At 62.6% G+C, this 24,343-nt stretch carries 24 protein-coding genes; 19 read left to right on the top strand and 5 right to left on the bottom strand.

The window, feature by feature from the left end; translation table 11 throughout:
* Window positions 1-112 precede the first annotated feature (112 nt).
* Together LJY25_RS12995 and LJY25_RS12990 are read left to right on the top strand one after the other, a co-directional pair.
* Complete coding sequence (locus tag LJY25_RS12995; RefSeq protein ID WP_227608779.1) at window positions 113-682, top strand: glycine zipper 2TM domain-containing protein; 570 nt, start codon at window positions 113-115, stop codon at window positions 680-682.
* Between the two features lie 86 nt (window positions 683-768).
* The gene (locus LJY25_RS12990) at window positions 769-1,239 is read left to right on the top strand and encodes a YybH family protein (protein ID WP_227608778.1); all 471 of its coding nucleotides are present in this window, start codon (window positions 769-771) and stop codon (window positions 1,237-1,239) included.
* Between the two features lie 129 nt (window positions 1,240-1,368).
* On the opposite strand, the gene LJY25_RS12985 is transcribed toward LJY25_RS12990, so the two are convergent.
* A complete protein-coding gene (locus LJY25_RS12985; RefSeq protein ID WP_227608777.1) occupies window positions 1,369-1,590 on the bottom strand; it encodes a hypothetical protein in 222 nt (73 codons plus the stop codon).
* A gap of 112 nt (window positions 1,591-1,702) precedes the next feature.
* Here LJY25_RS12985 and LJY25_RS12980 point away from each other — a divergent pair, with 112 nt between their 5' ends.
* A complete protein-coding gene (locus tag LJY25_RS12980; RefSeq protein ID WP_227608776.1) occupies window positions 1,703-3,292 on the top strand; it encodes a pectate lyase family protein in 1,590 nt (529 codons plus the stop codon).
* A 33-nt stretch (window positions 3,293-3,325) separates the two neighbouring features.
* Here the strand turns inward: LJY25_RS12980 and LJY25_RS12975 are convergent, their stop codons facing one another.
* Window positions 3,326-4,474 carry an MFS transporter gene (locus tag LJY25_RS12975; RefSeq protein ID WP_227608775.1) on the bottom strand — a complete coding sequence of 383 codons (1,149 nt, stop codon included), beginning with the start codon at window positions 4,472-4,474 and terminating at the stop codon, window positions 3,326-3,328.
* 340 nt (window positions 4,475-4,814) lie between these two features.
* Between LJY25_RS12975 and LJY25_RS12970 the strand changes: the two genes are divergently transcribed.
* A complete protein-coding gene (locus LJY25_RS12970; protein WP_227608774.1) occupies window positions 4,815-6,062 on the top strand; it encodes a tetratricopeptide repeat protein in 1,248 nt (415 codons plus the stop codon).
* Between the two features lie 108 nt (window positions 6,063-6,170).
* Window positions 6,171-6,788: a hypothetical protein gene (locus tag LJY25_RS12965; RefSeq protein WP_227608773.1), complete on the top strand. Its 618-nt coding sequence runs from the start codon at window positions 6,171-6,173 to the stop codon at window positions 6,786-6,788.
* A gap of 68 nt (window positions 6,789-6,856) precedes the next feature.
* Here the strand turns inward: LJY25_RS12965 and LJY25_RS12960 are convergent, their stop codons facing one another.
* Window positions 6,857-7,975 (bottom strand): hypothetical protein, encoded by a 1,119-nt coding sequence (locus LJY25_RS12960; protein WP_227608772.1) that lies wholly within the window; start codon window positions 7,973-7,975, stop codon window positions 6,857-6,859.
* 216 nt (window positions 7,976-8,191) lie between these two features.
* On the opposite strand from LJY25_RS12960, the gene LJY25_RS12955 reads away from it, so the two are divergent.
* Window positions 8,192-9,055: an SDR family oxidoreductase gene (locus LJY25_RS12955; protein WP_227608771.1), complete on the top strand. Its 864-nt coding sequence runs from the start codon at window positions 8,192-8,194 to the stop codon at window positions 9,053-9,055.
* A 677-nt stretch (window positions 9,056-9,732) separates the two neighbouring features.
* Window positions 9,733-11,187: an aldehyde dehydrogenase family protein gene (locus LJY25_RS12950; protein ID WP_227608770.1), complete on the top strand. Its 1,455-nt coding sequence runs from the start codon at window positions 9,733-9,735 to the stop codon at window positions 11,185-11,187.
* Between the two features lie 28 nt (window positions 11,188-11,215).
* Here LJY25_RS12950 and moeB read toward each other — a convergent pair whose 3' ends face one another.
* On the bottom strand, window positions 11,216-12,286 hold the full coding sequence (gene moeB / locus LJY25_RS12945) for a molybdopterin-synthase adenylyltransferase MoeB (RefSeq protein ID WP_227608769.1): 1,071 nt from the start codon (window positions 12,284-12,286) through the stop codon (window positions 11,216-11,218).
* A gap of 183 nt (window positions 12,287-12,469) precedes the next feature.
* On the opposite strand from moeB, the gene LJY25_RS12940 reads away from it, so the two are divergent.
* From LJY25_RS12940 to LJY25_RS12885, 12 genes are all read left to right on the top strand, one after another.
* Window positions 12,470-12,910, top strand: coding sequence for a GNAT family N-acetyltransferase (locus LJY25_RS12940; RefSeq protein WP_227608768.1), 441 nt, complete (start codon window positions 12,470-12,472; stop codon window positions 12,908-12,910).
* An 84-nt stretch (window positions 12,911-12,994) separates the two neighbouring features.
* Window positions 12,995-13,603, top strand: coding sequence for a hypothetical protein (locus tag LJY25_RS12935; protein ID WP_227608767.1), 609 nt, complete (start codon window positions 12,995-12,997; stop codon window positions 13,601-13,603).
* Between the two features lie 100 nt (window positions 13,604-13,703).
* A complete protein-coding gene (locus LJY25_RS12930) occupies window positions 13,704-14,213 on the top strand; it encodes a hypothetical protein (RefSeq protein WP_227608766.1) in 510 nt (169 codons plus the stop codon).
* A 217-nt stretch (window positions 14,214-14,430) separates the two neighbouring features.
* Window positions 14,431-16,479: an FAD-dependent oxidoreductase gene (locus tag LJY25_RS12925; protein ID WP_227608765.1), complete on the top strand. Its 2,049-nt coding sequence runs from the start codon at window positions 14,431-14,433 to the stop codon at window positions 16,477-16,479.
* Window positions 16,480-16,593: 114 nt separating this feature from the next.
* Window positions 16,594-17,013: a hypothetical protein gene (locus LJY25_RS12920; protein ID WP_227608764.1), complete on the top strand. Its 420-nt coding sequence runs from the start codon at window positions 16,594-16,596 to the stop codon at window positions 17,011-17,013.
* A 245-nt stretch (window positions 17,014-17,258) separates the two neighbouring features.
* Window positions 17,259-17,927: an ABC transporter ATP-binding protein gene (locus LJY25_RS12915; protein WP_227608763.1), complete on the top strand. Its 669-nt coding sequence runs from the start codon at window positions 17,259-17,261 to the stop codon at window positions 17,925-17,927.
* Window positions 17,928-17,969: 42 nt separating this feature from the next.
* Entirely contained in the window at window positions 17,970-18,482 is a 513-nt protein-coding gene (locus LJY25_RS12910; protein ID WP_227608762.1) for a hypothetical protein, read from the top strand.
* A gap of 86 nt (window positions 18,483-18,568) precedes the next feature.
* A complete protein-coding gene (locus LJY25_RS12905; RefSeq protein ID WP_227608761.1) occupies window positions 18,569-19,810 on the top strand; it encodes an ABC transporter permease in 1,242 nt (413 codons plus the stop codon).
* A gap of 99 nt (window positions 19,811-19,909) precedes the next feature.
* A complete protein-coding gene (locus LJY25_RS12900) occupies window positions 19,910-21,148 on the top strand; it encodes an ABC transporter permease (protein ID WP_227608760.1) in 1,239 nt (412 codons plus the stop codon).
* 126 nt (window positions 21,149-21,274) lie between these two features.
* Window positions 21,275-22,390, top strand: coding sequence for an efflux RND transporter periplasmic adaptor subunit (locus LJY25_RS12895; RefSeq protein WP_227608759.1), 1,116 nt, complete (start codon window positions 21,275-21,277; stop codon window positions 22,388-22,390).
* A 127-nt stretch (window positions 22,391-22,517) separates the two neighbouring features.
* Complete coding sequence (locus LJY25_RS12890; RefSeq protein WP_227608758.1) at window positions 22,518-23,045, top strand: acyl-CoA thioesterase; 528 nt, start codon at window positions 22,518-22,520, stop codon at window positions 23,043-23,045.
* Window positions 23,046-23,139: 94 nt separating this feature from the next.
* A complete protein-coding gene (locus LJY25_RS12885) occupies window positions 23,140-23,712 on the top strand; it encodes a type 1 glutamine amidotransferase domain-containing protein (protein WP_227608757.1) in 573 nt (190 codons plus the stop codon).
* 66 nt (window positions 23,713-23,778) lie between these two features.
* On the opposite strand, the gene LJY25_RS12880 is transcribed toward LJY25_RS12885, so the two are convergent.
* A complete protein-coding gene (locus LJY25_RS12880) occupies window positions 23,779-24,309 on the bottom strand; it encodes a DUF6992 family protein (RefSeq protein ID WP_227608756.1) in 531 nt (176 codons plus the stop codon).
* Window positions 24,310-24,343: the final 34 nt, after the last annotated feature.

Here is a 24,343-nt window from a genome sequence, read left to right as displayed (position 1 = left end):
GGTCAGCACCCCTTTGGGCGGGGTGTCCGTAAGCAAAGCAGCGGCGTTGTGGCACGGTGCTTGTATTTCACCAGCCAGAAAGCAGTTAACACTGAACCTAAATCTTGAAGTCATGAAAAAGCTCAGTTATATCCTCGCCATGGTCATGCTGTTCACCGTTGTGTTCGGCTATTCTTCCCAGGCCCAGGAGCGCAAGCCCTGGAGCCCCCAGGCCAAAGGCACCATCATCGGGGCCGGTGTTGGTGGCGCGGCTGGTGCCATTATCCACAAGCGCAACCGTGTAGTGGGTGGCGTAGTAGGCGGCGTCGCCGGTGGTGCGGCCGGTTATGCCATCGGTAAGGGCATTGACAACCGCAAGAAGGCCCGCGAAGCCGAGGCTGCCCGCGTAGCCGCTGCCAACCGTGCCGCCGAGGAGCGTCGTGAGGCCGCCTACCGCGCCCAGGCTAACCGCAGCGCCGTAGCCGCCCGCAAGTCGTCGGAGGCCCGGACGGTAACTGCCAGCAAGCCCGCTACGGTACCGGCCAATGCCAATGGCTTCACCTCGGCCCGTCTGGCCGCCTTTGCCGATGCGAAAGGCAATCAGGTACCTTACGCCAGCAACGCAGCCTATCTGCCCAACGACTCGTATGGTGACCCGAACGCGGCTTACTCCACCTCGGAGTACCGTCGCAAGAGCTGGTAACCTGTAGCGCACTGGATCAAAAAAGCCCAGGCCGCTTGTGCCTGGGCTTTTTCATTTCAACCTTCACCCTCTAACTCCCGGATTTTATGAAATCGTACATGGGAATCCTGCTGGTAGCAGCCAGCCTTACGGCCTGCTCCCGCACCAGCGACACGGACACCGGCGCCGTGAATGTTCACGACCTCAATCAGCAGTTTATCGGGGCCTGGAATACGAAAGACGGCACCAAGCTCGACTCCCTGTTGGCCGACGATGTGCAGTTTGTACAGGGCGAAACGCATTTCAGCGGGAAGTCGGAAGTAGGCAGCAAATGGGTTCGGGCCACGCTGGGCACCATCACCGACCTGAAAACCAATGTGGTCAGCACCGGCACCGACGCGAACCTGGCCTACGAAGCCGGCACCTTCTCGGTGGACGTACTGCCCACCGGCCCGGATATGCCGCACGGTATTGGGGAGGGCAATTTCATCCTGCTTTGGAAAAAGAATCCGAAGGGCACCTGGAAGCTGAGCTACGCCCAGCTGGAGGACCTGCCGGTTCATGCCCGGGGCCAATAGATTCAGCGTAAGCAGCGCTTTTGCGGCTGGTACCTGCGCGGTGCCAGCCGCTTTTTTGTGGTCTGCCGGGTACTGCCCCCTCGTTAAGGCCGACCCCGCTGGCATCGGGTTGAATGTGGGGTATCAGGCCTATTCCCGGGCCGCCATCCAGCGCAGGGTTTCGCTCCGGGTCGGGGGCCTCGGACAGCTGCAGATGCTGAAGCGGGTTTTGGCCCGGGTAAAATAGTGGTCGACTTCGGGCAGCAGCCTGAAGGTGGCCCGGCGCGGATGCTCCCGGTTTACGATGCGCTCAATCAGCTCGGGGTCTTCGTTGTAGGAAAGCCGGCAACGTTGCCGACATCGATTGCACAAATAAAGCCGGGCAGTAAGGCCGGTCGGCCGGGGGTATTTCGGTAATATCAATGGCTGAAAAGCCTGCAAAAGGTGATTCAGCATTTCTTTTCCTCCCTTCTGCCCCCGTTTCTTGCCGACTCTGCTTTTCCAGCCCGCCGTTCAACTTTCCGCCAGCCGCCTGCGCGCTGGCCTGCTCGGCTTCACGCTGGCCCTTGGTCTGCCCGCCGCCGCCCAGCAGCAGGCTTTCCCGGGAGCCGAAGGTGCGGGCCGCTTCACCTCCGGCGGCCGGGGGACGGTCCAGCAGCCTACGACGGTGTTTGAAGTCACCCATCTGAGCGACGACGGCAAGCCCGGTTCCCTGCGCTATGCTCTTTCTGAGCCGGCTGCGGCCCGCACGGTGGTTTTTCGGGTTTCGGGCACGATTCACCTCAGCTCCGCGCTCAGCATTGCCGCGCCCAATACCACCATCGCGGGGCAGACGGCCCCCGGCGACGGAATCTGCCTGGCCGACTACCCCGTGAGCGTAAAAGCCAGCAACGTGATTGTGCGGTTCGTGCGGTTCCGGATGGGCGACAAAAACCAGAACCAGGGCTTCGTGCACGGAGCCGGGGGCGACGACGCGTTCGGGGGCGGCTTCAAGCAGAAGCACATCATCGTGGACCACTGCTCGATGAGCTGGAGCACCGACGAAGCCTTCAGTCTGTATGAGGCCGACAGCACCACGCTGCAGTGGAACCTGATCAGCGAGCCGCTCAACTATTCCTACCACTTCGAAAGCGGCGACAAGGACTTCGAGCATCACGGCTACGGGGGCATCATGGGCGGCCTGCGCACTTCTATTCACCACAACCTGTTTGCCCACTGCAACAGCCGCACGCCCCGTTTCAACGGCAGCCGGCACGGGGCCGGTCCCGGCCACGAAAATGTCGACTTCCGCAACAACGTCATTTACAACTGGGGCGAGAACAACGTGTACGGGGGCGAGGGCGGCAACTACAACGTCGTAAACAACTACTACAAAGCCGGTCCTTCTACCAGGCCCAGCGTTCAGGACCGGGTGCTGAATCCCTACAAGCAGGATGCTGCCGGCAAGCTGCAGCTGCCCTTCGGCAAGTTCTACGTGATGGGCAACTACGTGGAAGGCAGCCCGGCCGTGACGGCCGACAACTGGCGGGGGGTACAGATGAATGGCGGCAGCAGCGCCGACAAAGCGCAGTCGCGGGTGGAAAAGCCGTTTGAGCTGGGGCTGGTAGCCACCCAGAAAGCCCGGGAAGCTTACGAGGCAGTGCTGGCCGGGGCCGGGGCGACTCGTCCCCGGCGCGACACGCTCGACGAGCGAATCGTGCGCAACGTGCGTACCCGCACCGGCCGCCTGATTGACGTGCCCGGCGGCTACCCGCACGGCACGCCCTACACCGTGTCGCAGCAGGCCTGGCCCGTGCTGCAAACCGGCCCCGTACCCGCCGACACCGACCACGACGGCATGCCCGACCTCTGGGAGAAAAGCCGGCAGCTGAACCCCCAGGATCCGACGGACCGCAGCCGGCCTGGTACGGGCGGCTACACCATGCTGGAGCTGTACCTGAATAGCCTGGTGAGCGTCAATGGCCTGACCCCGGCTCAGCCGGTAGAAAAGCCTGCCCGGCAGCCGGCAGCGCCGGTCAAAAGCAAAACCAAAATCAAGGTGAAGGCTGCCAAAAGCCAGCCTGCTCAAATGTAAGCGGAAAACCAGCCTGTACTCGGAAATCGGGCGCTACTTCAGCTTCGGCACCAGCCACACGACCACCAGTCCCAGCACCGACATCAGCGCAAACGACCAGCGTAGATTAGCTGCCGCGGCCACGAAGCCTACCACCGGCGGCACAATCAGAAAGCCCAGGTAGCCCACCGTCGACACGGCCGCAATGGCCGAGCCGGTACTCAGGGTAGTAGATTTGCCGGTCAGGCTGAACACCAGCGGAATCACGCACGATACGCCCAGCCCGACGAGCACAAAGCCCAGGCCGGCCAGCAGCGGAGTGGGAAAGGCGACGGATATCACCAGGCCCAGCGTCATCAGCAGGCCGCTGCCGCGCAGGATGGGCGGAATACCAAACCGGCCCACCAGCCAGTCGCCGGTGAAGCGCCCGGCCGTCATGGCAATCATATAGGCGGCAAAGCCATACGCCACCAGGTGCTGGGGCGCGTGCACGGCCTTTTGGAAATACACCCCGCTCCAGTCATACATCGTGCCCTCGCAGGCCATGGAGGCAAAGGCCACCGCTCCGAAGCGGAGCAGGGGCTTGTCGGGCCAGGCGAAGCCCTTTTTCGCCGTGGGTGGAGCCGGGGGCAAAACCAGGCTGCCCGGAAAGAACGCCAGCGCCAGACCGGTGAGGGCCAGCGCCACGCCCAGGAAATGGTAAGCGGGACTGACATTGGCGCTAATCAGCCCGGCGCCCAGGGCGGCGGCGCCGAAGCCCGCCACGCTCCACACCCCGTGGAAGGTGGCAATGATGGACTGCGGATACAGCGCCTGCACACCCACCGACTGGGCGTTCATGGAAATGTTGAGCAGGTTGCGCGACGAGCCGAAGCAGAACAGCAGCGCCACCAGCTGCCAGGTGTGGGCAGCGAAGCCCAGCAAAGCCAGCGCCACGTTGTAAAGCACTGCCCCCACCAGCATAATCCGCCGGCTGCTGTAGCGGCTCAGCAGCCAGCCGGTTACCGGTAGCGTGAGCAGCAGACCGGTGGGCAAAGCCAGCAGGACGGCGCCCAGCTCGGCTTCATTCAGGCCCAGTTGGTGCTGGATGGTCGGAATCCGGGATGCCCAGGTTGAAAAGCCAAACCCGGACACAAGAAAGAAAAAGGTAATGGCCAAGCGGGCCCGCGGGGCAGCGGTGGGACGGGCAGGGTCGTGCGTCATGCAGAAAGGCGGCCGGCGCAGAGGGCAGGCGTTTAGCGGAGAGCAGCCGGCGCAGGACTTATCCCGCGCCGGCTGGCCGTTTGTATGCTTTAACGACAGACCCGAACACCAGGATATACTGACGCCCGCCGGCTCCGCGGACCTGGCGCAAGCAGGTTTCTCAGAAAACCGTAGCTCCCGGCCGGGCAGATTTCCCGGGTAAGGATGCGAAATTAAACACCCTGTTACGGTGTTTGGGCAGGTTCACGGCTTATGCAGAAGTCTGAATACAACAGCGGGCAAAAGCATAACCGGCCCGCCTTCAGGCTTTTTGTTTTAGCTTTGACTTAACAGAAGAACTATGTGGAGAATTGCCCTTTGGATGTTGCTGGTGCTCGGCCCGCTTGCGGCCCGCGCCCAGCAGCCGGATACCGTTCGCGTTCCCGCCCCGATTCATGTTGATTTAAGCAACATCGACGTGGCGCCCGGGGCAGTGGATACCAAGGGCTGGCTGCTGCTGGACAAGGACATCCAGACCGAGCTGGAAGGTGCCATCTTCAACCTTTACAACTTCAAGTACGACAAGGCCGAGAAGCAATTCCGGTCGCTGCGTCGCCGCTACCCCCAGCACCCGTTGCCCTACCTGCTGATGGGCATGAGCTTCTGGTGGAAGATTATGCCTACCGGCCTGCAAACCAAGCAGTACGATAAGATCTTCCTGGCGTACATGGACACCACCATTATCAAGGCCGAGAAGCTTTACAAAAAAGATAAAAAGAACTACGAAGCCTGCTTTTTCCTGTCGGCCGCCTATGGCTGGGACGCTCAGCTCAATGCCGAGCGCAAAAACTGGGGCCGGGCTACCGTCAGCTCCCGCCGGGCTCTGGACTACCTGCAGAAAAGCAACGAGGCCAACGGACTAAGCCCGGAGTTTCTGTACGGGCAGGCCTTGTTCAACTACTACGCGGTCTGGATTTCCGAGCACTACAAGGTGCTGCGGCCGGTGCTGCTGTTCTTTCCGAAGGGCAACCGCGCCCTGGGTTTGCAGCAGCTGCGCAACGTGGCCGACAATGGCTTCTACACCAGTGTAGAGGCCAGGTTCTACCTGGCCCGCATCCTGTTCAACGACGAAAACAACCTGAACGCCGCCCTGCCGGTAGCCCGCTCCCTGGCTGCCACTTACCCCGACAACGGCTACTTCCAGCGGCTGTACGCGCTGCTGTGCTACCAGCGCGGGGAGTGGGTGGAGTGCGAGCGGATCAGCCGGGAGATTCTGGATAAGATCAACCGGGGGTTCCCGGGCTACGAGGGCATCAGCGGCCGGTATGCCACGTTCTTCCTGGGCACCATCACCTCAAGTAAGGACCCGGCCAAGGCCAAAGACTACTTTATGCGCTGCATCGTGTTTTCGGAAAGCACCGATGCCACCAAGAGCGGGTTTTACCTGTCGGCCAACATCAACCTGGCCCGGATGGCCGACGACGAGGGCAACACGGCTCAGGCCGTGCGCTACTACACGGAGGTAGAAAAAAAGGCGGAGCATAACACGACGCTCTACAAGGAAGCCAAAAACTACCTGCAGAAGCAGCCGAAGCAAAAGAAGAAGTAGCCTGGTCAGCCGGCTGCGGCAGGGCTACAACCGCCTGCCAAGCCCGGCCGTATAGCGCCCAATTGTCTGCGGCGCCGAATCAATGGTGCCGCATTACTCCGAAGCACCATGAAACATTCCCTGCTCCTGCTTTCCTGCGCTGCCCTGCTGGCAGCCGGCGCCTCCTGCTCGAAAGACAAAAACCAGCAAGGCGACTCCGACACCGCCGTCGTAATCGACAACGATGCCCTGGCAACGGATACGACCGATGCTGCCCTGCGCGCCGAAGCCAGCCGAATGGCCCAGCAGACGGCCGACAACATGCATCTGACCGACACTGTGGTGGTAACCCGGGTGGAAGAGGTGTACTACCAGCGGGGCCGGCGGCTGCGGCAGGTCCGGCAGCAATACACCACCGATACTACCGGACGCTATGCAGCCATCCGCTCGGTAAACAGTGAGACCGATGCTGAGCTGAGCACCGTGCTGCGCGGCGACGGCGATGCGGACGCCACCACTACCACCGTGACTACGACGACTAGTTCGGGTAGTGCCGGGGGCGGCACGGCCAGCCGGCGGCGTGGGCCCCGGATCGTGAAGTCTACCACGGAGCCCGACGGCGACCGGAAAATCGAGTATTCCGACGGCACGAAGGTGAAGATTGAAGCCGACGGCGACTACAAAGTGAAGCGCGCCGACGACACCAAGATCAAGGTGGAAGACGGGGAGCGGAAAGTGAAGCGCTAGTCCGGCCCACAAGCCGGTTGATCAGGCCGCCTTTCCTACCTGCCCTCGGGCGGGGCAGGAAGGGCGGCTTACTTTTTCAGGCCCCGCTGCCGCAGCTCCGCGTCGATGCGCTGGTTCCACCGTTCCTGCGCGGCTTCGTTGGTGCCGTGCCCGGTTTCGGTTTCGTACTGGTCCTGCAGGTGGTTCATCTCCCGATACGATTCCAGGTACTGCGCCTGCAGCAGGCCAGCGTAGTAGTCCACGGGGAGGGTGCCGGCCCGGATACGCTGCTTGAACCGCTCCACCACCAGCTTTACCAGATCGAAGTGGCGCTGCTCATGGTTGAGGTTATAGGGCGTTTCGGAGCCTGCTCCCACCCAGGATGAGCTGCGCACCACGAACGTTTTAAGCACCAGCTCCAGCACAACCTGCCCGTTTACAACCCGGGGCCGGCCTTCGTAGGAAAAGTTGGGATATACTACGGCCGCATACCGCCCGGCCCGGGGGCTGCCCCGAAAGTCAGACCACCGCAGCGGCCGGGCCGGGGAATAGAATAAGGTATCCTCGTCTTCGGGGCTGGCGGTATGGTCGCGGAAGCTGACCTGCAGGCCGGTGGCCAGCTTGCCGCTGCGGCCGGCTTCCTGGTTGATCCAGGTGTTGAGGTAACGCAGAGACTCAGCCAGAGCCTGCCGGATGGTGGGCTCCACTGCGGCGTACTGCCCCGCCGGCCGGTTGTAGCGCGCCCCGGCCCGGTAGTCAACCAGGTGGACGGGGTTGCCTTCCCGCTCCCAGTCGAAGCGCATGGCTACTACTACGCGTCCATCTACCCGCCCCGGAACGCCGGGCGACGGGGTTTCGGTGACGCGCAGCTCCTGCACGTGGATCACCACCGGGCGCAGGCTGGTATTGCGGGCCAGACTCTGGCGCGCGTACTGACGTACCGCGGGCAGAAAGCCACCCTGAAAATCGACGGGGCGCGGCGCCCCCACGGGTGCTTTGGGGCCGGGCGGGGGAGCAAGCAGCAGGGCCACGGCGGTTTTGTCGGCCCGCTCATCCACCACGTCGGCCACGTAGAATTCCTTGGGCGTAAACGGCAGGGGCGTGGTTTTCAGCACCAACGGCGGAATTCCGGCCGGTGGGGGCGCAGCGCCAGCCAGCAAGAGCAGCAGGAAAGCAAGCAGACCCGTCCGGGCCGGAGAAAACGACATAACCGCCCAACATCGGCTTCCCGGCATTGAGTTCGGTTACCGACCAGGGCATAACCCGGGGCAACAGCGGTACGCTGCCCGGCACCGGCCGCCGCTGGGCCCGTTTTAGTGGTTTTGGTTTCCCCGCCGGGGCCCTGCGCTGGGCTAGCTGGGCTATAACTTCCGTTCCGGCCCGCGCGTTAGCCCGAGTTCACGCTCTTATCATCCTACCAGACGATGGAAAACAAACCAACCAGCCTGCCCCCGCAGCACCAGGACCAGCAGCCGGGCATCGAGCAGGAAATGACGCCGAAGCCCGAGTATATCCGGGCCGGCTATAAAGGCAGCGACAAGCTCCTGGGCAAAGTGGCCCTCATCACGGGCGGCGACAGTGGCATTGGCCGCTCCGTAGCGGTGCACTTTGCCCGCGAAGGCGCCGACGTGGCTATTACCTACCTGCCGGAAGAAGAGCAGGACGCCTACGAAACCCGGCAGCTGGTGGAAGCCGAAGGCCGGCGCTGCCTTACGCTGCCCGGCGACCTGCGCGACGCCGGCTACTGCCAGTCCATTGTCGACCAGACGGTGCAGGAGCTGGGTGGGCTCAATATTTTGGTGAACAATGCCGCCGAGCAGTTCGTGAGCACCGATGTGACCGACATCTCTGAGCAGCAGTGGCTCGACACGTTCCAGGTTAACTTCTTTTCCTTTGTCCGGGTCACCAAAGAGGCCCTGAAGCACCTCAAGGAAGGCGACTCTATCATCAACACGTCCTCCATCAATGCCTACCGCGGCAACCAGCAGCTGGTCGACTACACCGCCACGAAAGGCGCCATTACCGCCTACACCCGCTCTATTGCCCAGCAGCTGGCTGAGAAAAAGATTCGGGTAAATGCCGTAGCCCCCGGCCCCATCTGGACGCCTCTGATTCCGGCCTCCTTCCCGCCCGAGAAAGTTGCCTCCTTTGGGAAAGACACCACGATGAAGCGCCCCGGCCAGCCCTCCGAAGTGGGGCCCTGCTACGTGTTCCTGGCTTCCGACGACGCTTCCTACATCACGGGCCAGGCTCTGCACCCCAACGGCGGCGAAATTCTGAATACCTGATTTTCGTATCTGCTCATTCCCGCTGCGAAAGGCAGTAAGGTCTGTTAGCAAAGAAAGCGGCCGGAGCTTGTGCTCCGGCCGCTTTCTTGATTTTCTGAACGTTCTCAGGCTCGGGTAAACAAGCCCTTGTACTACCTTACCACCGGTAACGCAGTGTGAGGCCGGTATGCCCGCTTTTGAGCAGGGGTGAAAACCGCACCTGCCAGTACCAGGGCCGGGGCCGAAGCGGTTTGGAAACGGGTGCCCCAACCAGCGTGCGGGGAATGCCGAGCAGCCAGTGACTCGGGGCCGGCGGGCTGGTCCGGGAACCTGTGGCAACCCGCGGCTGGCGGCTGGCACGAAAAGCCAGCGAATCGGCGGTCAGCTGCCGGGCGGTGGCTGCCGGGCCCAGAAGCAGGAGCAGGAAAGCCAACAGAACCTGCCGGCGAATCATAAGCCGGGTACTTGGTAAAAACATGAGCAGCAAATCGTTTTCGGGCCGCAAAGGTACGGCTTACGGGTTCGCCGAGCACCCTGCCGGCCGTAATAGTTGCCTGAACCCGAGCCAAAGCTTGCCTTAAGAGCAGTACAGACGCTTTTTTGTGACGGCAGCCAAACCCCGCTGTAAGCGGAACTGTTTCAGGTTGCCGGTTTCCTGCCTACCTTCAGCAGCTTCCTGTTCTGCTTACCTGCCCGCCATGTCCACCATCGTCGCTTCTTCGCCCGCCCTGGCTCCCAACGCCGACCTGACCACGTTGCCCAACCTGTTTGCGCGGCTGAAGGGCCGTAGCGAAGCTCTGCGGCGGGAGTCAGCCGCAGAGCGGGCGGCCCGTCTGGAAGAGCTGGGCCGCTGGCTTACCCAGAACCGCCGCCGCATCGAGCAGGCCCTGTACGCCGACTTCCGCAAGCCCGCCGAGGAAGCGGCGTTGTCGGAAATCTACGTGAGCCAGCTTGAGCTCCGGCACACGCTGCAGCACCTGCGGGAGTGGATGAGCCCGCGCAAGGTGGGCACCCCGCTGCCTCTGCTCGGCACCCGGGCGTGGGTGCAGCCCGAGCCCAAGGGCGTGGTCCTGATTATTGCCCCCTGGAACTACCCGTTCTACCTGGCTCTCGACCCGCTCATCTCAGCCCTGGCCGCCGGCAACTGCTGCATGCTCAAGCCCTCCGAGATGACGCCCCACACCAGCGCCCTGCTCCGGGAAATGGTAGCCGAGGTATTTGATCCGAGCGAAGTCGTGGTGTGCGAGGGCGACCGGGACGTGTCGACGGCTTTGCTTCAGCTGCCGTTCGACCACATCTTCTTTACCGGCAGCCCCCAGGTCGGCAAAATCGTGATGCGGGCCGCAGCCGAGCACCTCACTGCCGTTACGCTGGAGCTGGGGGGCAAGTCGCCGGTGCTGGTAGATGAAACCGCCAGCCTGCGCGACGCGGCCGAGAAAATCGTGTGGGGCAAGTTTCTGAACGCCGGCCAGACCTGCGTGGCTCCCGACTACCTGCTGGTGCACGAGTCGGTGCGTAATGCCCTGGTAGAGGAAATCCGCCAGGCCACCCGCCGCCTGCACGACGCCGATGGCCGGGGCGTGCAGCAGTCGGACTCCTACGCCCGCATCGTGAACGGCCACCACTTCCGGCGCCTGAGTCATTTGCTTGAAGAAGGGCAGCGGACGGGCGGAACCCTGGAAATGGGTGGCATTGTCGATCAGTCGGAGTGCTTTATCGAGCCCACGCTGATTTCCAACGTGCCGGAAGACGCGGGCTTGTGGCAGGAGGAAATATTCGGTCCGATCCTGCCGCTGCGCACCTACCGCACCCTGATGGAAGCCGTGGACTTTATCAACGCCCGCCCCCGTCCCCTGGCTCTGTACCTGTTCAGCCAGAGCCGGGAAAACCGCCGCTACGTGCTCAGCCATGCTCCCGCCGGCGGCGTGTCGGTCAACGACACCATCGTGCACCTGATGCATCCTGACCTGCCCTTCGGGGGGCTGGGCAACAGCGGCATGGGCCGCTGCCATGGCCGCTACGGCTTCGATACGTTCTCGAACCTGAAAAGCGTGCTGCAGCAGCGGGTCGGCCCCACGTCGGTGAAGATGCTGTACCCGCCTTACACGCCCCGGGTGCGCAAAATGATTGACCTGCTGCTGCGGTTTTTTTGAGGAGCTGCAAGCTATAAACTGTGGGCTTCTAAAAATCCTGCAGGCCGTTGCGGAGAAACCAAACCTGCCGAAAGCCGTGGTCGAGCAGCAGGCGGGCGGCCTGCTGGCTGCGCCGGCCGCTGGCGCAATGCACCACAATGGGAATGGTCGGGTCGAGGGTTTCCAATGCGTCCGGCAGCTTGGCCAGCGGAATCAAACGGCCGCCGATGTGGCGAGCGGCGTGCTCGTGCGGCTCCCGCACGTCGAGCAGCAGCAGGGGCTCGGGGGCTTGCCGGCGGCGCTTCAGCTCGGCGGCATCCATTTCCGGCACGGCATCCGACGTCGGCGTCTCCCCGCAGAAAGCGGGGTAGTCAATCAGGCCCGGCAGCTGCTGATGGGCGGGATTAACCTTAAAGCGCAGGGTCTGGAACCGCATCAGCAGGGCATCAAACAAAAGCAGTCGGCCGCTGAGCACTTCTCCGGCCCCGGTCAGCAGCTTGATGGCCTCACTGGCCTGCAGGGTGCCCACGATGCCGGGCAGTACGCCCATCACCCCGATTTCCGAGCAGCCCGGCGCTTCGCCGGGGGCGGGCGGGGTAGGGAAGAGGCAGCGGTAGGTGGGCCCCTGCCGGTAGTTGAATACCGAAACCTGTCCCTCAAACTTGAAGATGGCCCCGAATACCAGGGGCTTGCCCAGCAGCACGCAGGCGTCGTTGACGAGGTAGCGGGTGGCGAAGTTGTCCGAGCAATCCACCACGACATCATAGGCTTCGAACAGCTCCAGGGCATTGGTGGCCGAAAGCCGCATCTGCAGGGGCTGCACGTCGATATACGGGTTTTGGGCCCGGAGCTTTTCGGCGGCGGCCACGGCCTTGGGCCGGCCTACATCGGCAGTGCCGTAGAGGATCTGGCGCTGCAGGTTGGTTTCGTCCACGGTATCAAAGTCGAGCAGCCCCAGGGTGCCCACGCCGGCCGCGGCCAGGTACTGGAGGACCGGGCAGCCCAGTCCCCCGCAGCCCACCACCAGCACCCGGCCCGCTTTCAGCTGTTGCTGCCCCGCCAGCCCGATTTCAGGCAGCAGCAGGTGGCGGCTGTAGCGGTGGAGTTCAGCAGGAGTCATAATGGGCAGGGAAAATGAAAGGCGTGTACGATGGCTCCACGAAGTAAGCGCAACGCACCCGAATTGTTTCCGGGTAGTGCCGGCCGAGGGAATGTCAGCTACTACGGGCCAGCTCCCGCAGCGCCGCAGGTAGTTGCCGGCAGAAATTCAAATCTTGCCGCCTGATTTAACCCATTCCGCCCGATGCAGATTCGTGAAGCCCAGGTAGCCGACATTCCCCAGCTTTCTGCCATACGCCTGGCTGTGCGTGAAAACCAGCTTTCTGACCCTGGCCGGGTAACCCGGCAGGATTATGTCGACTACCTCACCGAGCGGGGCAGGGGCTGGCTGGCCGAAGCCGACGGCCGGGTCGTGGGCTTCGCCATTGCCGATTTGCAGGACCACAGCGTCTGGGCCTTGTTCGTGGACCCCGACTACGAAGGCCGGGGCATCGGAAAAAAGCTGCACGACGAGCTGCTGAGCTGGTACTTCAGGCAAACCCAGCACCCCATCTGGCTTAGCACCGACCCCGGCACCCGGGCCGAGGAGTTCTACCGCCGCCAGGGCTGGCAGGAAACTGGCCGGACCAAGAGCGGGGAGGTGCTATTTGAGCTTGAGGCCGGGTGGAAAGCCGAAAGGGCGTAGCTTGCTGGCGTCAGCAGGAAAAGTCTTTTTAGCACCCGCCGGCCTCGTGGCCCCACTACTCCTGCCGTTTGCTGACCGCTGAATATGGAAAACGTTGGAATAATCGTTTTACTGGCCCTGGTGCTGGGTTTATGCGCGTGGGTTCTGCGGGGGCGACGGCCTAAGCCCCAGCCCGGGCCTAAGGATTTGCCCGCAGTCCTGACGGAGAACGACAAGCTCATTATCGTGGATGGCGCAGCGCTTAGTGATGTGTCGGCGGCCCTTGCCCGGTTTAGCAGTCTCTACAACGAAAGCGGTGTGGTCGTGCGAACCAGGCTTGTTGAGCTAAGCCAGTCCCGGTTTGCCCTGGTGTTTCCCTATGACATCACCTTCGACCGGCTCTGCTATCTGGTGAATTATCTGACGTACCCGGAAGGCATTGACTGGCCGGCCAAAATCTACGGCTGGGCTACGATACGCCCGGCAGATGAATGGTTTCGGGTGGTGGAGGCCGGTAAAAAAGCCATTCTGTTTGTGCCGGAAGATGATCAAGACCATGATAATGTCTTTTTAACTACGGAAGACAACCGGGGCTATAAGCTCGATTTCTCACAAGACCAGGCCCAACCGCTGAGTGCCCCCAAAGAGCGGTTTGCTGAAGCTCCCCTGGTAGCCGGCTCCTTGCAGCAGGCCGAAGGGAAAACCATCCAGTAGTACGCCCGCGCCCGGTGCTGCATAAACCCGCCGCGCCGCTTAAAGCAACTTCTTTCCCTACCTTAAGCCGGTATTCCCACCCTTTTCTACTCCTTATTGCATGAAGAAGTATCTTCTCCTGCTGGCCTTCGGGCTGCTGGCCGGCGGCCCCGCCGCCCGGGCCCAAACCGCCTACCAGGTTCCCACCGGCTACAGCTTCCAGGCTCCCGCCGACTATGCCCGCTACGACGCCCAGGTTATTGAAGCCGTGAACTGGCTTGAAACGACGCCCCTCGGCAAAGACGACGCGACGCGCAAGCAGGTCAACGTGTTCCTGCTGCAGTGGATGACCGGCACGCCGGCCGTATCCGTGCAATTGCAAAAGTACACGAGTGACCTCGGCAGCAAGGACGCCGTTATGCTGATGGTGTTCATGGGCGGCTGGTCGCGCTACCAGTTGCAGAATCCCGAGAGCAAGGATATGGCGATGATGAACCTGGAAGGCGTGAAGAGCGTGCTGAAAGCCTACCAGGCCGGCGGCTACCAGCGGAATAAGAAGATCGAAGCCCTGGCGGCTATGAATGAGAAAGGCACCCTCGCCGAGTGGCTAAAGTCCCAGGTGAAAGGATAGGCCCGGCCGGTCCGCAACCTCCTGTATCAGAAAGCCCTGGTTGAAAAGCCGGGGCTTTTGCGTGCCCAAAACCGCTTACCCACCGGTCTGGGGTCAACTAGGCCCACGGAAGCAAACCTATTCTAGCCGGTGAACTACGCGGCATGCCGACTAGTTGCGGAAAAATGCCGACCTTTTCAGAACGGGCCGCTGTCTTCCGCGCGCCGCTTTTCTTCGCATGACAACCTTCACCGACGCGCACCGCGCCACTCTTCGTGCCCTGGCTGATACCTTTATTCCCGCCCTGCCTCCCGAAGGCCCGCATTCCGGCTTCTGGGCCCGGCGCGGCTCCGAGGCAGTAGACGTGGAGCGGGTATTTGAGGCTATCCGGGAGCAGCCGGCTTCAGCCCAGCAGGAGTTTGTGAAGCTGCTCGACCTGCTGCAGAGCCCGTTGGCCGGCCTCACCTGGCTGGGGCCGCTCAAGCCCTTCGGCAAGCTCGACGCCGCGCAACGGGAGCAGCTTCTGCAAAGCTGGGCCCGCAGTCCCCTGCCGCCGCTGCGCCAGGGTTTCGCGGCGTTGCGCAAGCTGCTCATCTTCCTGGCCTACGGCTCGTCTTCGGCCGAAACCGGCAACGAGGCGTGGGCGGCGCTGGGCTACCCCGGCCCGCTGCCCGATGAGGTAGTGGATACGGCCCGGCCCATCCGTACCCTCACGCCCACCACTCTTACAACCTACGACTGCGACGTGCTGGTAATTGGCAGCGGGGCGGGCGGGGGCGTGGTGGCCGGGGAGCTGGCCGCCGCCGGGCACGACGTGCTGGTCCTGGAAAAAGGCCCTTACTGCCACGGCTGCGACTTCACCCAGCGCGAAGTGGATATGCTGGGTAAGCTCTACGATGCCAAAGGGGCCCTGAGTACCGTGGACGGGGGCGTAACGCTGCTGGCCGGCAGCTGCCTGGGCGGGGGAACCACCGTGAACTGGGCGGGCTCGTTTCGAACGCCGGATTACGTGCTGGAAGAGTGGGCCCGGGAGCACGAGGCCCCGCACTTCCTTGCGCCTTCGTTTAAAGCCAGCCTCGATGCCGTCACCCGGGCCCTGAGCATCAATACCGACTACACCCGCCACAACGGCCAGAACCAGGCCCTGCTGGACGGCTCGACCAGGCTGGGGCAGGACGTGAAGCTGATTCCGCGCAACGAAAAAGGCCTCACCGACTCCGACCACCATTTTCTGGGCCTGGGCTACACCACCCTCGGCGACCGGTACGGCATCAAGCAGGGCACGCTCAACACCTACCTCAAGCTAGCCTTTGAGCACGGGGCCCGCATTCTGGCCGATACCCGTGTCGAGCGGATAGTCGTGCAGCAGGGGCGGGCCACCGGGGCCGAAGCCGTGCATACCACCGCCGGGGGGCAGCCGGTGAGCATCACGGTCCGGGCCAGGCGGGTCGTGGTAGCAGGCGGAGCCATTCAGACGCCGGCCTTGCTGCTGCGCAGCGGCCTGCGCCATGCCCACCTGGGCCAGCACCTGCACCTGCATCCCACCGTGGCCGTGTCGGGCGTGTATCCGCACCCGATTCAGGGCTGGCATGGACCCAGCATGTCGGTGGTGAACGACTCATTCACGCGCCTGCACGGCACCAACTTCGGCGCCAAGCTGGAAACCCCGCCCGTCCATGCGGGGCTGATGGCCATGACCCTGCCCTGGCTGTCGGGCGAGCAGCACAAGCGGATCCTACTCGATGCCGAGCACCTGGGCAGCTTTATCGTGCTTACCCGCGACCGGGACGGGGGCCGGGTGCGCGTCGACAAACAGGGCCGCCCGCTTATCGAGTACGTGCTCAGCGACTTTGACCGGGGTAGCCTGCTGGCGGGGGTGCGCGGGGCTGCCGAAGTGCACGTAGCCGCCGGGGCCCGGAAAGTGTACCTGCCGCATGGTACGCTGCCCGTGCTGCACGCCGCCGATGGCGTAATTCAAAACCCGGAGGTGCTGGCCGGGCTGCCCCGGCTCAACTGGAAACCTAACCGCTTCAACCTGTACAGCGCCCACCAGATGAGCACCTGCCGGATGGGTGGTACCGCGGCTACTCACCCCGTGGCGCCCAGCGGGGAGACGTACGAGGTGAAAAACCTGTTCGTAGCCGACGGCTCGGCCTTTCCGGCCTGCAGCGGCGTGAACCCCATGCTCACCATCATGGCGCTGGCCCACCACATTGCCCAGGAGATGAAAGCTACTGGCCCGGCCGTCGGGCAGCGTGAAGCGGCCGGAGCAGCGCGGGCTTTGTAGTTCGGGCTGCCGAATTAGCCGGGAAGCGGCAGGAAGCAGCAATCTGCGTTTCAGCGGGGCGCCGGACCATTTGTTGGATTTTCACGTAAGGGCAGGAAATTCCTGAGCCTTTCTATGTCCGCACCCCGCTCTTTTCTTCTGTTCCTGCTGGCCTTAGTGCTGGCAACCGGCTGCGCCCGGCGTAAAAAAGATATTCCTACGGCCCGCACGGCTGAGGCGGTGACACCCGCCCCCGCCCCGGAAATCAAAAAGCGCACCGCCCGCGACCTGGCCGACGTGATGACCGACGAGCTGCAGCTGCTGCCGTCCCAGCAAAGCAAGGTGCGCGCCGTGCTCAACGAAACCGTGGAGCAGGTAAATGCGGCCCGCCAGCGCCTGGGTGCCGACAAGGCCGCCCTGGGCGTGGAGCTCAAGCGTATCAACGCTAATTCCGAAGGCGAACTGCGGCAGATCCTGACGGCCGCGCAGTACAAGGAGTACCAGGCCAAAAAGCGGCAGATGGCGGAGCAGATGCGCGCCCGCCGCGCCGACTAGCCTGCCCGAACCCGATTATAAGCCCAGATCAGCAGCTGCCGGTCTGGGCTTTTCTGTGTCGTATGCTTTTAAAAAGGAGGTCAGAAGCGCGGGCCGGGTGGGAATAGTTCTGGTGCAGGCAACCGTTTATCCGGTGGGGGCATCTGTGCCAGTGTCGCACGAGGTAACTGGCACCGGGGACGCCCGAAAAAGCTCCCGGGCAGCCGGTACCAGGGCACCTGCTCGCTCTGCCCGACACCGCATCTATGATACACCTTCGGAATATTCGCAAAAGCTACGCCGTGGGGCAGGGCCGGCTGCCGGTGCTCAAGGGCATTGACCTGCACGTGGCCGAGGGCGAGCTGGTCAGCATCATGGGCTCCTCGGGCTCGGGCAAAAGCACGCTGCTCAACATTCTGGGCATCCTCGACGACTTCGACAGCGGGGAGTACCAGCTGGCCGACACCGTCATCGACCGGAACCTAAGCCAGGCCCGGGCCGCCTACTACCGCAACCGCCTGCTGGGCTTCGTCTTTCAGTCGTTTAATCTGCTGAACTTTAAGAATGCCATGGAAAACGTGGCCTTGCCGCTCTACTACCAGAAAGTGGGCCGCAAGGAGCGCAACCGCCTCGCCCTGGAGTACCTCGACCGGGTAGGACTGCTCGACCGGGCCGACCACCTGCCCAGTGAACTGTCGGGCGGGCAGCGCCAGCGGGTGGCCATTGCCCGCGCCTTGATCAGTCAGCCCAAGATTATTCTGGCCGACGAGCCCACCGGCGCGCTTGACACGCAAACCACCCAGGAGGTGATGGATATCTTCCGGCAGGTCAACAGCGAAGGCATGACGGTAGTCATCGTGACCCACGAAAACGACATTGCCGCTCAGACCCAGCGCGTAGTGCGGGTCCGTGACGGCCTGATTGTCAGTGAATAGCTTCTCTCTATTTTCCTTTTCACGCTTTTAAAGCATGTTCCCATGAAAAAGCTTTTCCTTTTCTGCGCGCTGCTCACCGGCTCCGGCCTGGCGGCCCAGGCCCAGACCACCGTCGACAAGCAGGCCCTGGCCAAAGAGCTGAACGGCCTGATGAGCAACCCGGCCACGCCCACCAAAAAAGCCACCGTGGTGCTCACCGACTGCCAGGTAGACCAGATTTTCCGGGATTCGGACGCCGACGTGACCACCAGCAAGCCGGTTTCGGTGACGTTCAACCGGGGCGAGTCGGCCACGGGCTGGGCCGTGAAGGCCGCCGACGGGGCCTTTGAGCTACGGATGAGCTTTGAATGGCGCGACGTGAAGAGCATCACCTACCACCGCAAGGAGCAGGACGACGACAAGGCCGAAAAGACGGCGCCCTACGAGATACAGATCCGGCGCGCCCGCAAAGGCAACACCACTACTTCCGATTTCGCCCTCTACACCACCGACGAAGCCCGGGTGAAAGACCTGGTCCGCCGCCTCGAGTTGGTCCGCCAGAGCTGTGGAAGATAGGTTTTAGGGCCTTGGGTCTTTGTTTCGCCTCCGTTCACCTGTTCATTTCTAAGACCTAAAGATCCTAAGTCCCTAAGCCCTAATACATGTTCGACCTCGACAAGTGGCAGGAGATTCTGATGACGATGCGGCGCAACAAGCTCCGCACCTTCCTCACTGCGTTTGGGGTGTTCTGGGGCATCTTTATGCTGGTCCTGCTGCTGGGCGCCGGCAATGGCATGCAGAATGGGGTGCTGAACGAGTTTGGCGGTGGGGCCGTCAACAGCCTGTTCGTGAGCGGAGGCAAGACTTCGTTGCCCTGGCATGGCCTCAAGCCCGGCCGGGAAATCAAGCTCACCAATGCCGATATGGAAGCCGTGCGCCAGCAGGTGGCCGGCATCGAGCTGCTGGCTCCCCGCAACCGCCTCAGCGGGGAATACACCATTATGCGGGGCGCCAAAAATGGCTCGTACCAGGTGTTTGGGGCGAATGGAGAGTTTTTTCAGCTCAACGGCGAGAAGCTGACGGCCGGCCGGTTCCTGAGCCCTTTGGATTTGGCCGAGCGGCGCAAGGTGATGGTAATGGGCGAGAAGGTGCGCAAGGTGCTGTTTGGCGACGACGACGCGCTGGGCCAGTACGTGCAGGTGAAGGGCGTCTTTTTCAAAGTCGTGGGCATCTTCACCAGCACCGGCAACCAGGGGCGCAACGAAGAGCGGGCCTACGTGCCGTTCAATACCTTTCAGACGACCTTCAACCAGTACAACCAGGTGCAGCTGCTCGGCCTTACCACCCGGGGCGGGCTGCCGGTAAAAGAGCTTGAAACCCAGGTGCGCCTGCTGATGGCCCGCCGCCACCAGTTCGACCCGGCCGACAAGCAGGCCCTCGACCTCAACAACAACGAGGAGGAGATGGAGCGGTTCAACGGCCTGTTCAATGGCATCAAGGTTTTCGTTTCCATCATTGGGGTGCTGACTTTGGTGGCTGGGGTCGTGGGTGTCAGCAACATCATGATCATCATCGTGCAGGAGCGGACCCGGGAAATCGGCGTGCGCAAGGCTCTGGGCGCTACGCCCTGGAGCATCGTGAGCATGATCGTGCAGGAGTCGGTGGTGATTACGGCGGTGTCGGGCTACCTGGGGCTGCTGGCGGGCGTGGGGCTGCTGGCCGGCCTGAGCTATGGCATCGAGCAAAGCGGCGCCAAGCTCCCGTACTTCGACCGTCCGGGCGTGGACGCTACCGTGGCCGTCAGCGCCATTCTGCTGCTCGTGGTAGCCGGGGCGCTGGCCGGTCTGGTGCCAGCCATAAAAGCCGCCAACGTCAAGCCGATCGAAGCCCTGCGGGCGGATTAGTTGGGATGAGGGATTATGGATAAGGGATGAAAGACTGTATCGGTTCCAAATAGCAAACACCATTATCCAAGACCCCAACAATCCAAGCTCCCATCAACCATGTTCGACCTCGACAAATGGCAGGAAATCCTGGGCACCGTGCGGCGGCACAAGCTGCGCACGGGGCTTACTGCGTTCGGGGTGTTCTGGGGAATCTTTATGCTGGTGGTGCTGCTGGGCGCGGGCCGGGGCATGCAGAACGGAGTCGAAAAAGAGTTTGACGTAGCCAAGAACGCGGTGTTTCTGTGGTCCCAGCGCACCAGCGTACCGTACCAGGGCCTCAAGGCCGGACGGTTTATTCGCTTCAACAACGACGACGTGGCGGCCCTGCTGCGGGAGATTCCGGAGGCCGCCGTGGTGCTGCCCCGGGCCTCGCTCGGCAGCCTGACCGTGCAGTACGGCCCCAAAAGCTCGACTTTCTCCCTGAATGGCGAGTACCCCGGCTATCCGGCCGTAAAGGCGCTTTCCCTTACGCGGGGCCGGTTTGTGAACGAGACGGATATCCGGGAGCGGCGCAAGGTGGCCATCATCGGCAACCGCGTCCGGGAGGTGCTGTTCGGCGAGGCCGACCCGCTGGGCAAGTACATCAGCATCAAGGGAATTTTTTTCCAGGTAGTGGGCACGTTCCAGGCTTCCGGCAAGCCCGAGGAAGCCCAGGAAGAAGGGCAGACCATCTTTATTCCGCTCACCGCCCTACAGGTGACCTACAACAAGGTCAACCAGGTCGACTACTTTGCCTTTATTCCGAAAGCCGGCATTCCGGCCGCCGTGGTGGAAGCCAGGGCCAAGCAGGTCCTGGGCCGGCAGCACAAAGTGGCTCCTTCGGACGCGCGGGCCTTTGGCTCGGCCAACGTGGAAGAGGAATATGCCCGGGTGCAGGGCCTGTTTATCGGGATTGCAGGCTTTAGCTGGCTCGTAAGCGTGGGCACCATCCTGGCCGGGATCATCGGCGTCAGCAACATCATGTTGATTGTCGTCAAGGAGCGAACCAAGGAAATCGGTATCCGCAAAGCCCTGGGCGCTACGCCGGGCAGCATCGTGAGCCTGATCGTGCAGGAAAGCATTGTCCTGACCGCCGTAGCCGGGCTGCTGGGTTTGCTCATGGGCACGGCCCTGATGGCCGGTATCAGCAAGCTGATCGAAGGGCAGGACATGGGCTTTTTCGCCAACCCCCAGGTCGACGTGCAGGTGGCGCTTACGGCCGTGGTGCTACTGGTCGTGGCCGGGGCGCTGGCCGGCCTGGTGCCCGCCACCATTGCCGCCCGCGTCCAGCCCGTGGTGGCGCTGAAGGATGAGTGATTATAGTCGTTGGTTGTTCGTTGTCAGTATCGTTCAGATTTTATTTGACAAAATGCCCGGACAATTAACCATCAACTCACAATTATGACCGAACAACTGACAACGAACAACTGACAACTAATAACAATGAAACGCGTTCTGCTCACCTTTCTGCTGCTTCTGCTGCTGGCCGGCTTTGGCTGGCTTGGCTACTACTTCTACCGCCAGTCGCACTCCGACCCGGTGACGTACAAAACCGAGCAGCCCTTCCTGACCGACATCGTGAAGAAGACGGTGGCGACCGGCAGCATCGTGCCGCGCCGGGAAGTGCAGATCAAGCCCCAGGTGTCGGGCATCGTGGAGGAGCTGTACGTGGAAGCCGGGCAGCCCGTGAAGGAAGGCCAGCTCATTGCCCGCATCCGCACCGTGGCCAACGCCGCCAGCGTGAACAACGCCCAGACCGGCATTCAATCGGCCCGCATTGCGGTAGAAACCAGCAAAACCGAGCTCGACCGGCAGCAGAGCCTCTACGAGCAGAAAGTTATTGCCCAACAGGAGTACCAGCGTTACCTGGCCGACTACCGGGCCAAGCAGCAGCAGCTCGAAGCGGCCGAAAGCAACCTGCAGATTGCCCAGCGCGGGGCCTCGCGCAACACCGGCGGGGCCACCAACCTGGTCCGGTCCACCATCACCGGCCTGCTGCTCGACGTGCCCATTAAAGTAGGTTCCTCGGTGGTGGAGCGCAACAACTTCAACGAGGGCACCACCATTGCCTCGGTGGCCGACATGAAGACCCTCGTGTTTGAGGGCAAGATTGACGAAAGTGAAGTGGGCAAGGTGCGCGAAGGCATGGACCTGAACCTGACCATCGGAGCCCTTGAAAATGAGGCGTTCCCGGCGGTGCTCGAATATATCGCGCCCAAGGGCATCACCGAGGATGGCGCCATCAAGTTTCAGGTGCGGGCCCGCCTCAAGCTGCGGCCCGACCAGTTTCTGCGCGCCAATTACTCCGCCAACGGCGACATCGTGCTGGGCCGCCGCAACCAGGTGCTGGCCATCCGGGAAAGTTTGCTGCAGTTTGGCAAAGTCAACAAGGACAGCGTGTTTGTGGAGGTGGAAACCGCGCCCCAGAAGTTTCGCCGGCAACTGGTTAAGACCGGTCTATCGGACGGCATCAACGTCGAAATCCTGTCGGGTCTGAGCAAAGGCGACAAGGTGAAGGTGCTTGGCCCACCAGCCGAAGGGGAGGAGAAGAAAGGGTAAGACGGAGAGTTGAGACACGTTCATAAACACGACGTCTTTACGTTTCAGGTCTGGGGTCTGCACTTTGACCTCGCCGCTCTGATTTACCGGTCGTCCGTACCTTGCGCCCCGTTCCTGACCTGCACCCATGGCCGCTTCTCTGCCCAAAACGCCCGAAACCACCTACCGCGTCCACTTCCAGGACTGCGACCCGCTGGGCCACCTCAACAACGCCCGGTTTCTCGACTATTTCCTCAACGCCCGCGAAGACCACACCACCGAGCATTACGCCCTGAACATCGGGCAGGTGGCCCGGGAGTCGGGGGCGGCGTGGGTGATAACCAAGCACCACATTGCCTACCTGCGCCCGGCCCAGCAGGGCGAAACCGTGCTGATCCGCAGCCAGCTGATTCACTACGACAACTCCTCCCTGGTGGTGGAAATGCAGATGCTCGACCAGACCGGCGTGCGCCTGAAGGCCCTGCTCTGGTCGGAAATGGCCTTTGTACGCGTGTCGGGCGGCACCCGTACCGACCATCCCGACGCCATGATGGACCTGCTCGACCAGCTCGACGTGGACGATGTGGACTACGACCCCGACGGGTTCGACGAGCGGGTCCGCCGCCTGCGCAAGCAGCTCAAGCGCCAGCGTGGCGGGGCCGACGACGGGGAGTAACTCCGAAGCTCAACCTTGCGTTAAGTAAAAAGCCGGTGCGCGTAAGCGGGCCGGCTTTTCTGTTCCTATCCTAACTCAATCACAACCCTACACCATGAGCATTTTCGGATCTGATAAACTGAAAGGCAAGCGGATTGCCATTGTCGCCACCGACGGCTTTGAGCAGTCGGAGCTGGAGAAGCCCAAAAAGGCGCTGGAAGATGCCGGCGCCGAAACCCACGTCATCTCGCTTAAATCGGGCTCTATCAAGGGCTGGGACGGCAACGACTGGGGCGACAAGGTGAAGGTCGACAAGACCATCGACGAGGTTCAGGCCGGCAGCTACGACGCCCTGCTGCTGCCCGGCGGCGTCATCAGCCCCGACAAGCTGCGCATGGAGCCCAGGGTGGTGAGCTTTGTGACGGAGATGATGCGTTCGGGCAAGGCGGTGGGTGCCATCTGCCACGGCCCCTGGACGCTGATTGAGACCGGCCTGCTCCGCGGCCGCAACGTGACGAGCTGGCCCAGCCTGCGCTCCGACCTGCAGAACGCCGGCGCCCAGTGGACCGACGAAACCGTTGTCACCGACAAGGGCCTCGTCACCAGCCGCAACCCCGGCGACATTCCGGCCTTCAGCCAGAAGCTGATTGAGGAAATTGCCGAAGGCCAGCACCAGCCCCGCTCGTAGCAGGCCCGGTCATTACCTTCTAACGCAAAAAGCCCCTGTAACCAACGTAGCAGGGGCTTTTTGCGGTTAGCCCACCAGCGCCAGCAGCTCGGCTGCGTGCCGGTGGTACACGAAGTAGAAGCCCAGGTCGAACAGCAGCAGAAAGCTGCCCTGCACCCACAGGGACCGGCCGAAGCCCAGCTGCCGCACGGGTTTGGCGTGCCGGGGTGCTCCGGCCCGCAGCCAGCTGCCCACGGCGATGTAGGCTACATCCAGGCCCGCGTTCAGCAGCAGAATCTTCTCAAAGTCGAACTGGGCCGCCAGGCTTGCCGCCAGCGTCAGGCTGGCTACGTCGCCCGGGTGGGCCCGCAGCATCCCGACTACTGCCAGCACCGCGTTGACCACGTTCCAGCTTACGTTCATCAGGTGAAACCACCGGCCTTCGGTACGACTATCGGATTGGGCCACGTAGTAGCCGCTGACGAGCAGGTTGAGCAGGGCCCAGGCGCCGAGCACCGCCATGCCCTGCTCAGCCAGCAGCTCCCGGCTGTGGTTGATGGCGGGTAGCCGGGCCAGAGGCGCCGGAAGCAGGGTAAGAAGCAAACAGAGCAAGGCCATGAGCCGGGAAGAAAGCACAAAAAAAAGGAAGCCG

Source organism: Hymenobacter translucens (genome assembly GCF_020685205.1).
Lineage (GTDB): Bacteria > Bacteroidota > Bacteroidia > Cytophagales > Hymenobacteraceae > Hymenobacter > Hymenobacter translucens.
Note: the sequence above shows the minus strand (reverse complement) of the source record. Positions and strands in the feature narration are given on the sequence as shown.

Coding starts and splice junctions, on each gene's coding strand:
- LJY25_RS12900 (WP_227608760.1), top strand. CDS start 19,910: ATGTTCGACCTCGACAAATGGCAGGAAATCCTGGGCACCGTGCGGCGG.
- LJY25_RS12960 (WP_227608772.1), bottom strand. CDS start 7,975: ATGTCGTTTTCTCCGGCCCGGACGGGTCTGCTTGCTTTCCTGCTGCTC.
- LJY25_RS12965 (WP_227608773.1), top strand. CDS start 6,171: ATGAAACATTCCCTGCTCCTGCTTTCCTGCGCTGCCCTGCTGGCAGCC.
- LJY25_RS12995 (WP_227608779.1), top strand. CDS start 113: ATGAAAAAGCTCAGTTATATCCTCGCCATGGTCATGCTGTTCACCGTT.
- LJY25_RS12910 (WP_227608762.1), top strand. CDS start 17,970: ATGAAAAAGCTTTTCCTTTTCTGCGCGCTGCTCACCGGCTCCGGCCTG.
- LJY25_RS12940 (WP_227608768.1), top strand. CDS start 12,470: ATGCAGATTCGTGAAGCCCAGGTAGCCGACATTCCCCAGCTTTCTGCC.
- LJY25_RS12925 (WP_227608765.1), top strand. CDS start 14,431: ATGACAACCTTCACCGACGCGCACCGCGCCACTCTTCGTGCCCTGGCT.
- LJY25_RS12915 (WP_227608763.1), top strand. CDS start 17,259: ATGATACACCTTCGGAATATTCGCAAAAGCTACGCCGTGGGGCAGGGC.
- LJY25_RS12955 (WP_227608771.1), top strand. CDS start 8,192: ATGGAAAACAAACCAACCAGCCTGCCCCCGCAGCACCAGGACCAGCAG.
- LJY25_RS12885 (WP_227608757.1), top strand. CDS start 23,140: ATGAGCATTTTCGGATCTGATAAACTGAAAGGCAAGCGGATTGCCATT.
- LJY25_RS12990 (WP_227608778.1), top strand. CDS start 769: ATGAAATCGTACATGGGAATCCTGCTGGTAGCAGCCAGCCTTACGGCC.
- LJY25_RS12880 (WP_227608756.1), bottom strand. CDS start 24,309: ATGGCCTTGCTCTGTTTGCTTCTTACCCTGCTTCCGGCGCCTCTGGCC.
- LJY25_RS12930 (WP_227608766.1), top strand. CDS start 13,704: ATGAAGAAGTATCTTCTCCTGCTGGCCTTCGGGCTGCTGGCCGGCGGC.
- LJY25_RS12970 (WP_227608774.1), top strand. CDS start 4,815: ATGTGGAGAATTGCCCTTTGGATGTTGCTGGTGCTCGGCCCGCTTGCG.
- LJY25_RS12895 (WP_227608759.1), top strand. CDS start 21,275: ATGAAACGCGTTCTGCTCACCTTTCTGCTGCTTCTGCTGCTGGCCGGC.
- LJY25_RS12950 (WP_227608770.1), top strand. CDS start 9,733: ATGTCCACCATCGTCGCTTCTTCGCCCGCCCTGGCTCCCAACGCCGAC.
- LJY25_RS12890 (WP_227608758.1), top strand. CDS start 22,518: ATGGCCGCTTCTCTGCCCAAAACGCCCGAAACCACCTACCGCGTCCAC.
- LJY25_RS12905 (WP_227608761.1), top strand. CDS start 18,569: ATGTTCGACCTCGACAAGTGGCAGGAGATTCTGATGACGATGCGGCGC.
- LJY25_RS12975 (WP_227608775.1), bottom strand. CDS start 4,474: ATGACGCACGACCCTGCCCGTCCCACCGCTGCCCCGCGGGCCCGCTTG.
- LJY25_RS12935 (WP_227608767.1), top strand. CDS start 12,995: ATGGAAAACGTTGGAATAATCGTTTTACTGGCCCTGGTGCTGGGTTTA.
- moeB (WP_227608769.1), bottom strand. CDS start 12,286: ATGACTCCTGCTGAACTCCACCGCTACAGCCGCCACCTGCTGCTGCCT.
- LJY25_RS12920 (WP_227608764.1), top strand. CDS start 16,594: ATGTCCGCACCCCGCTCTTTTCTTCTGTTCCTGCTGGCCTTAGTGCTG.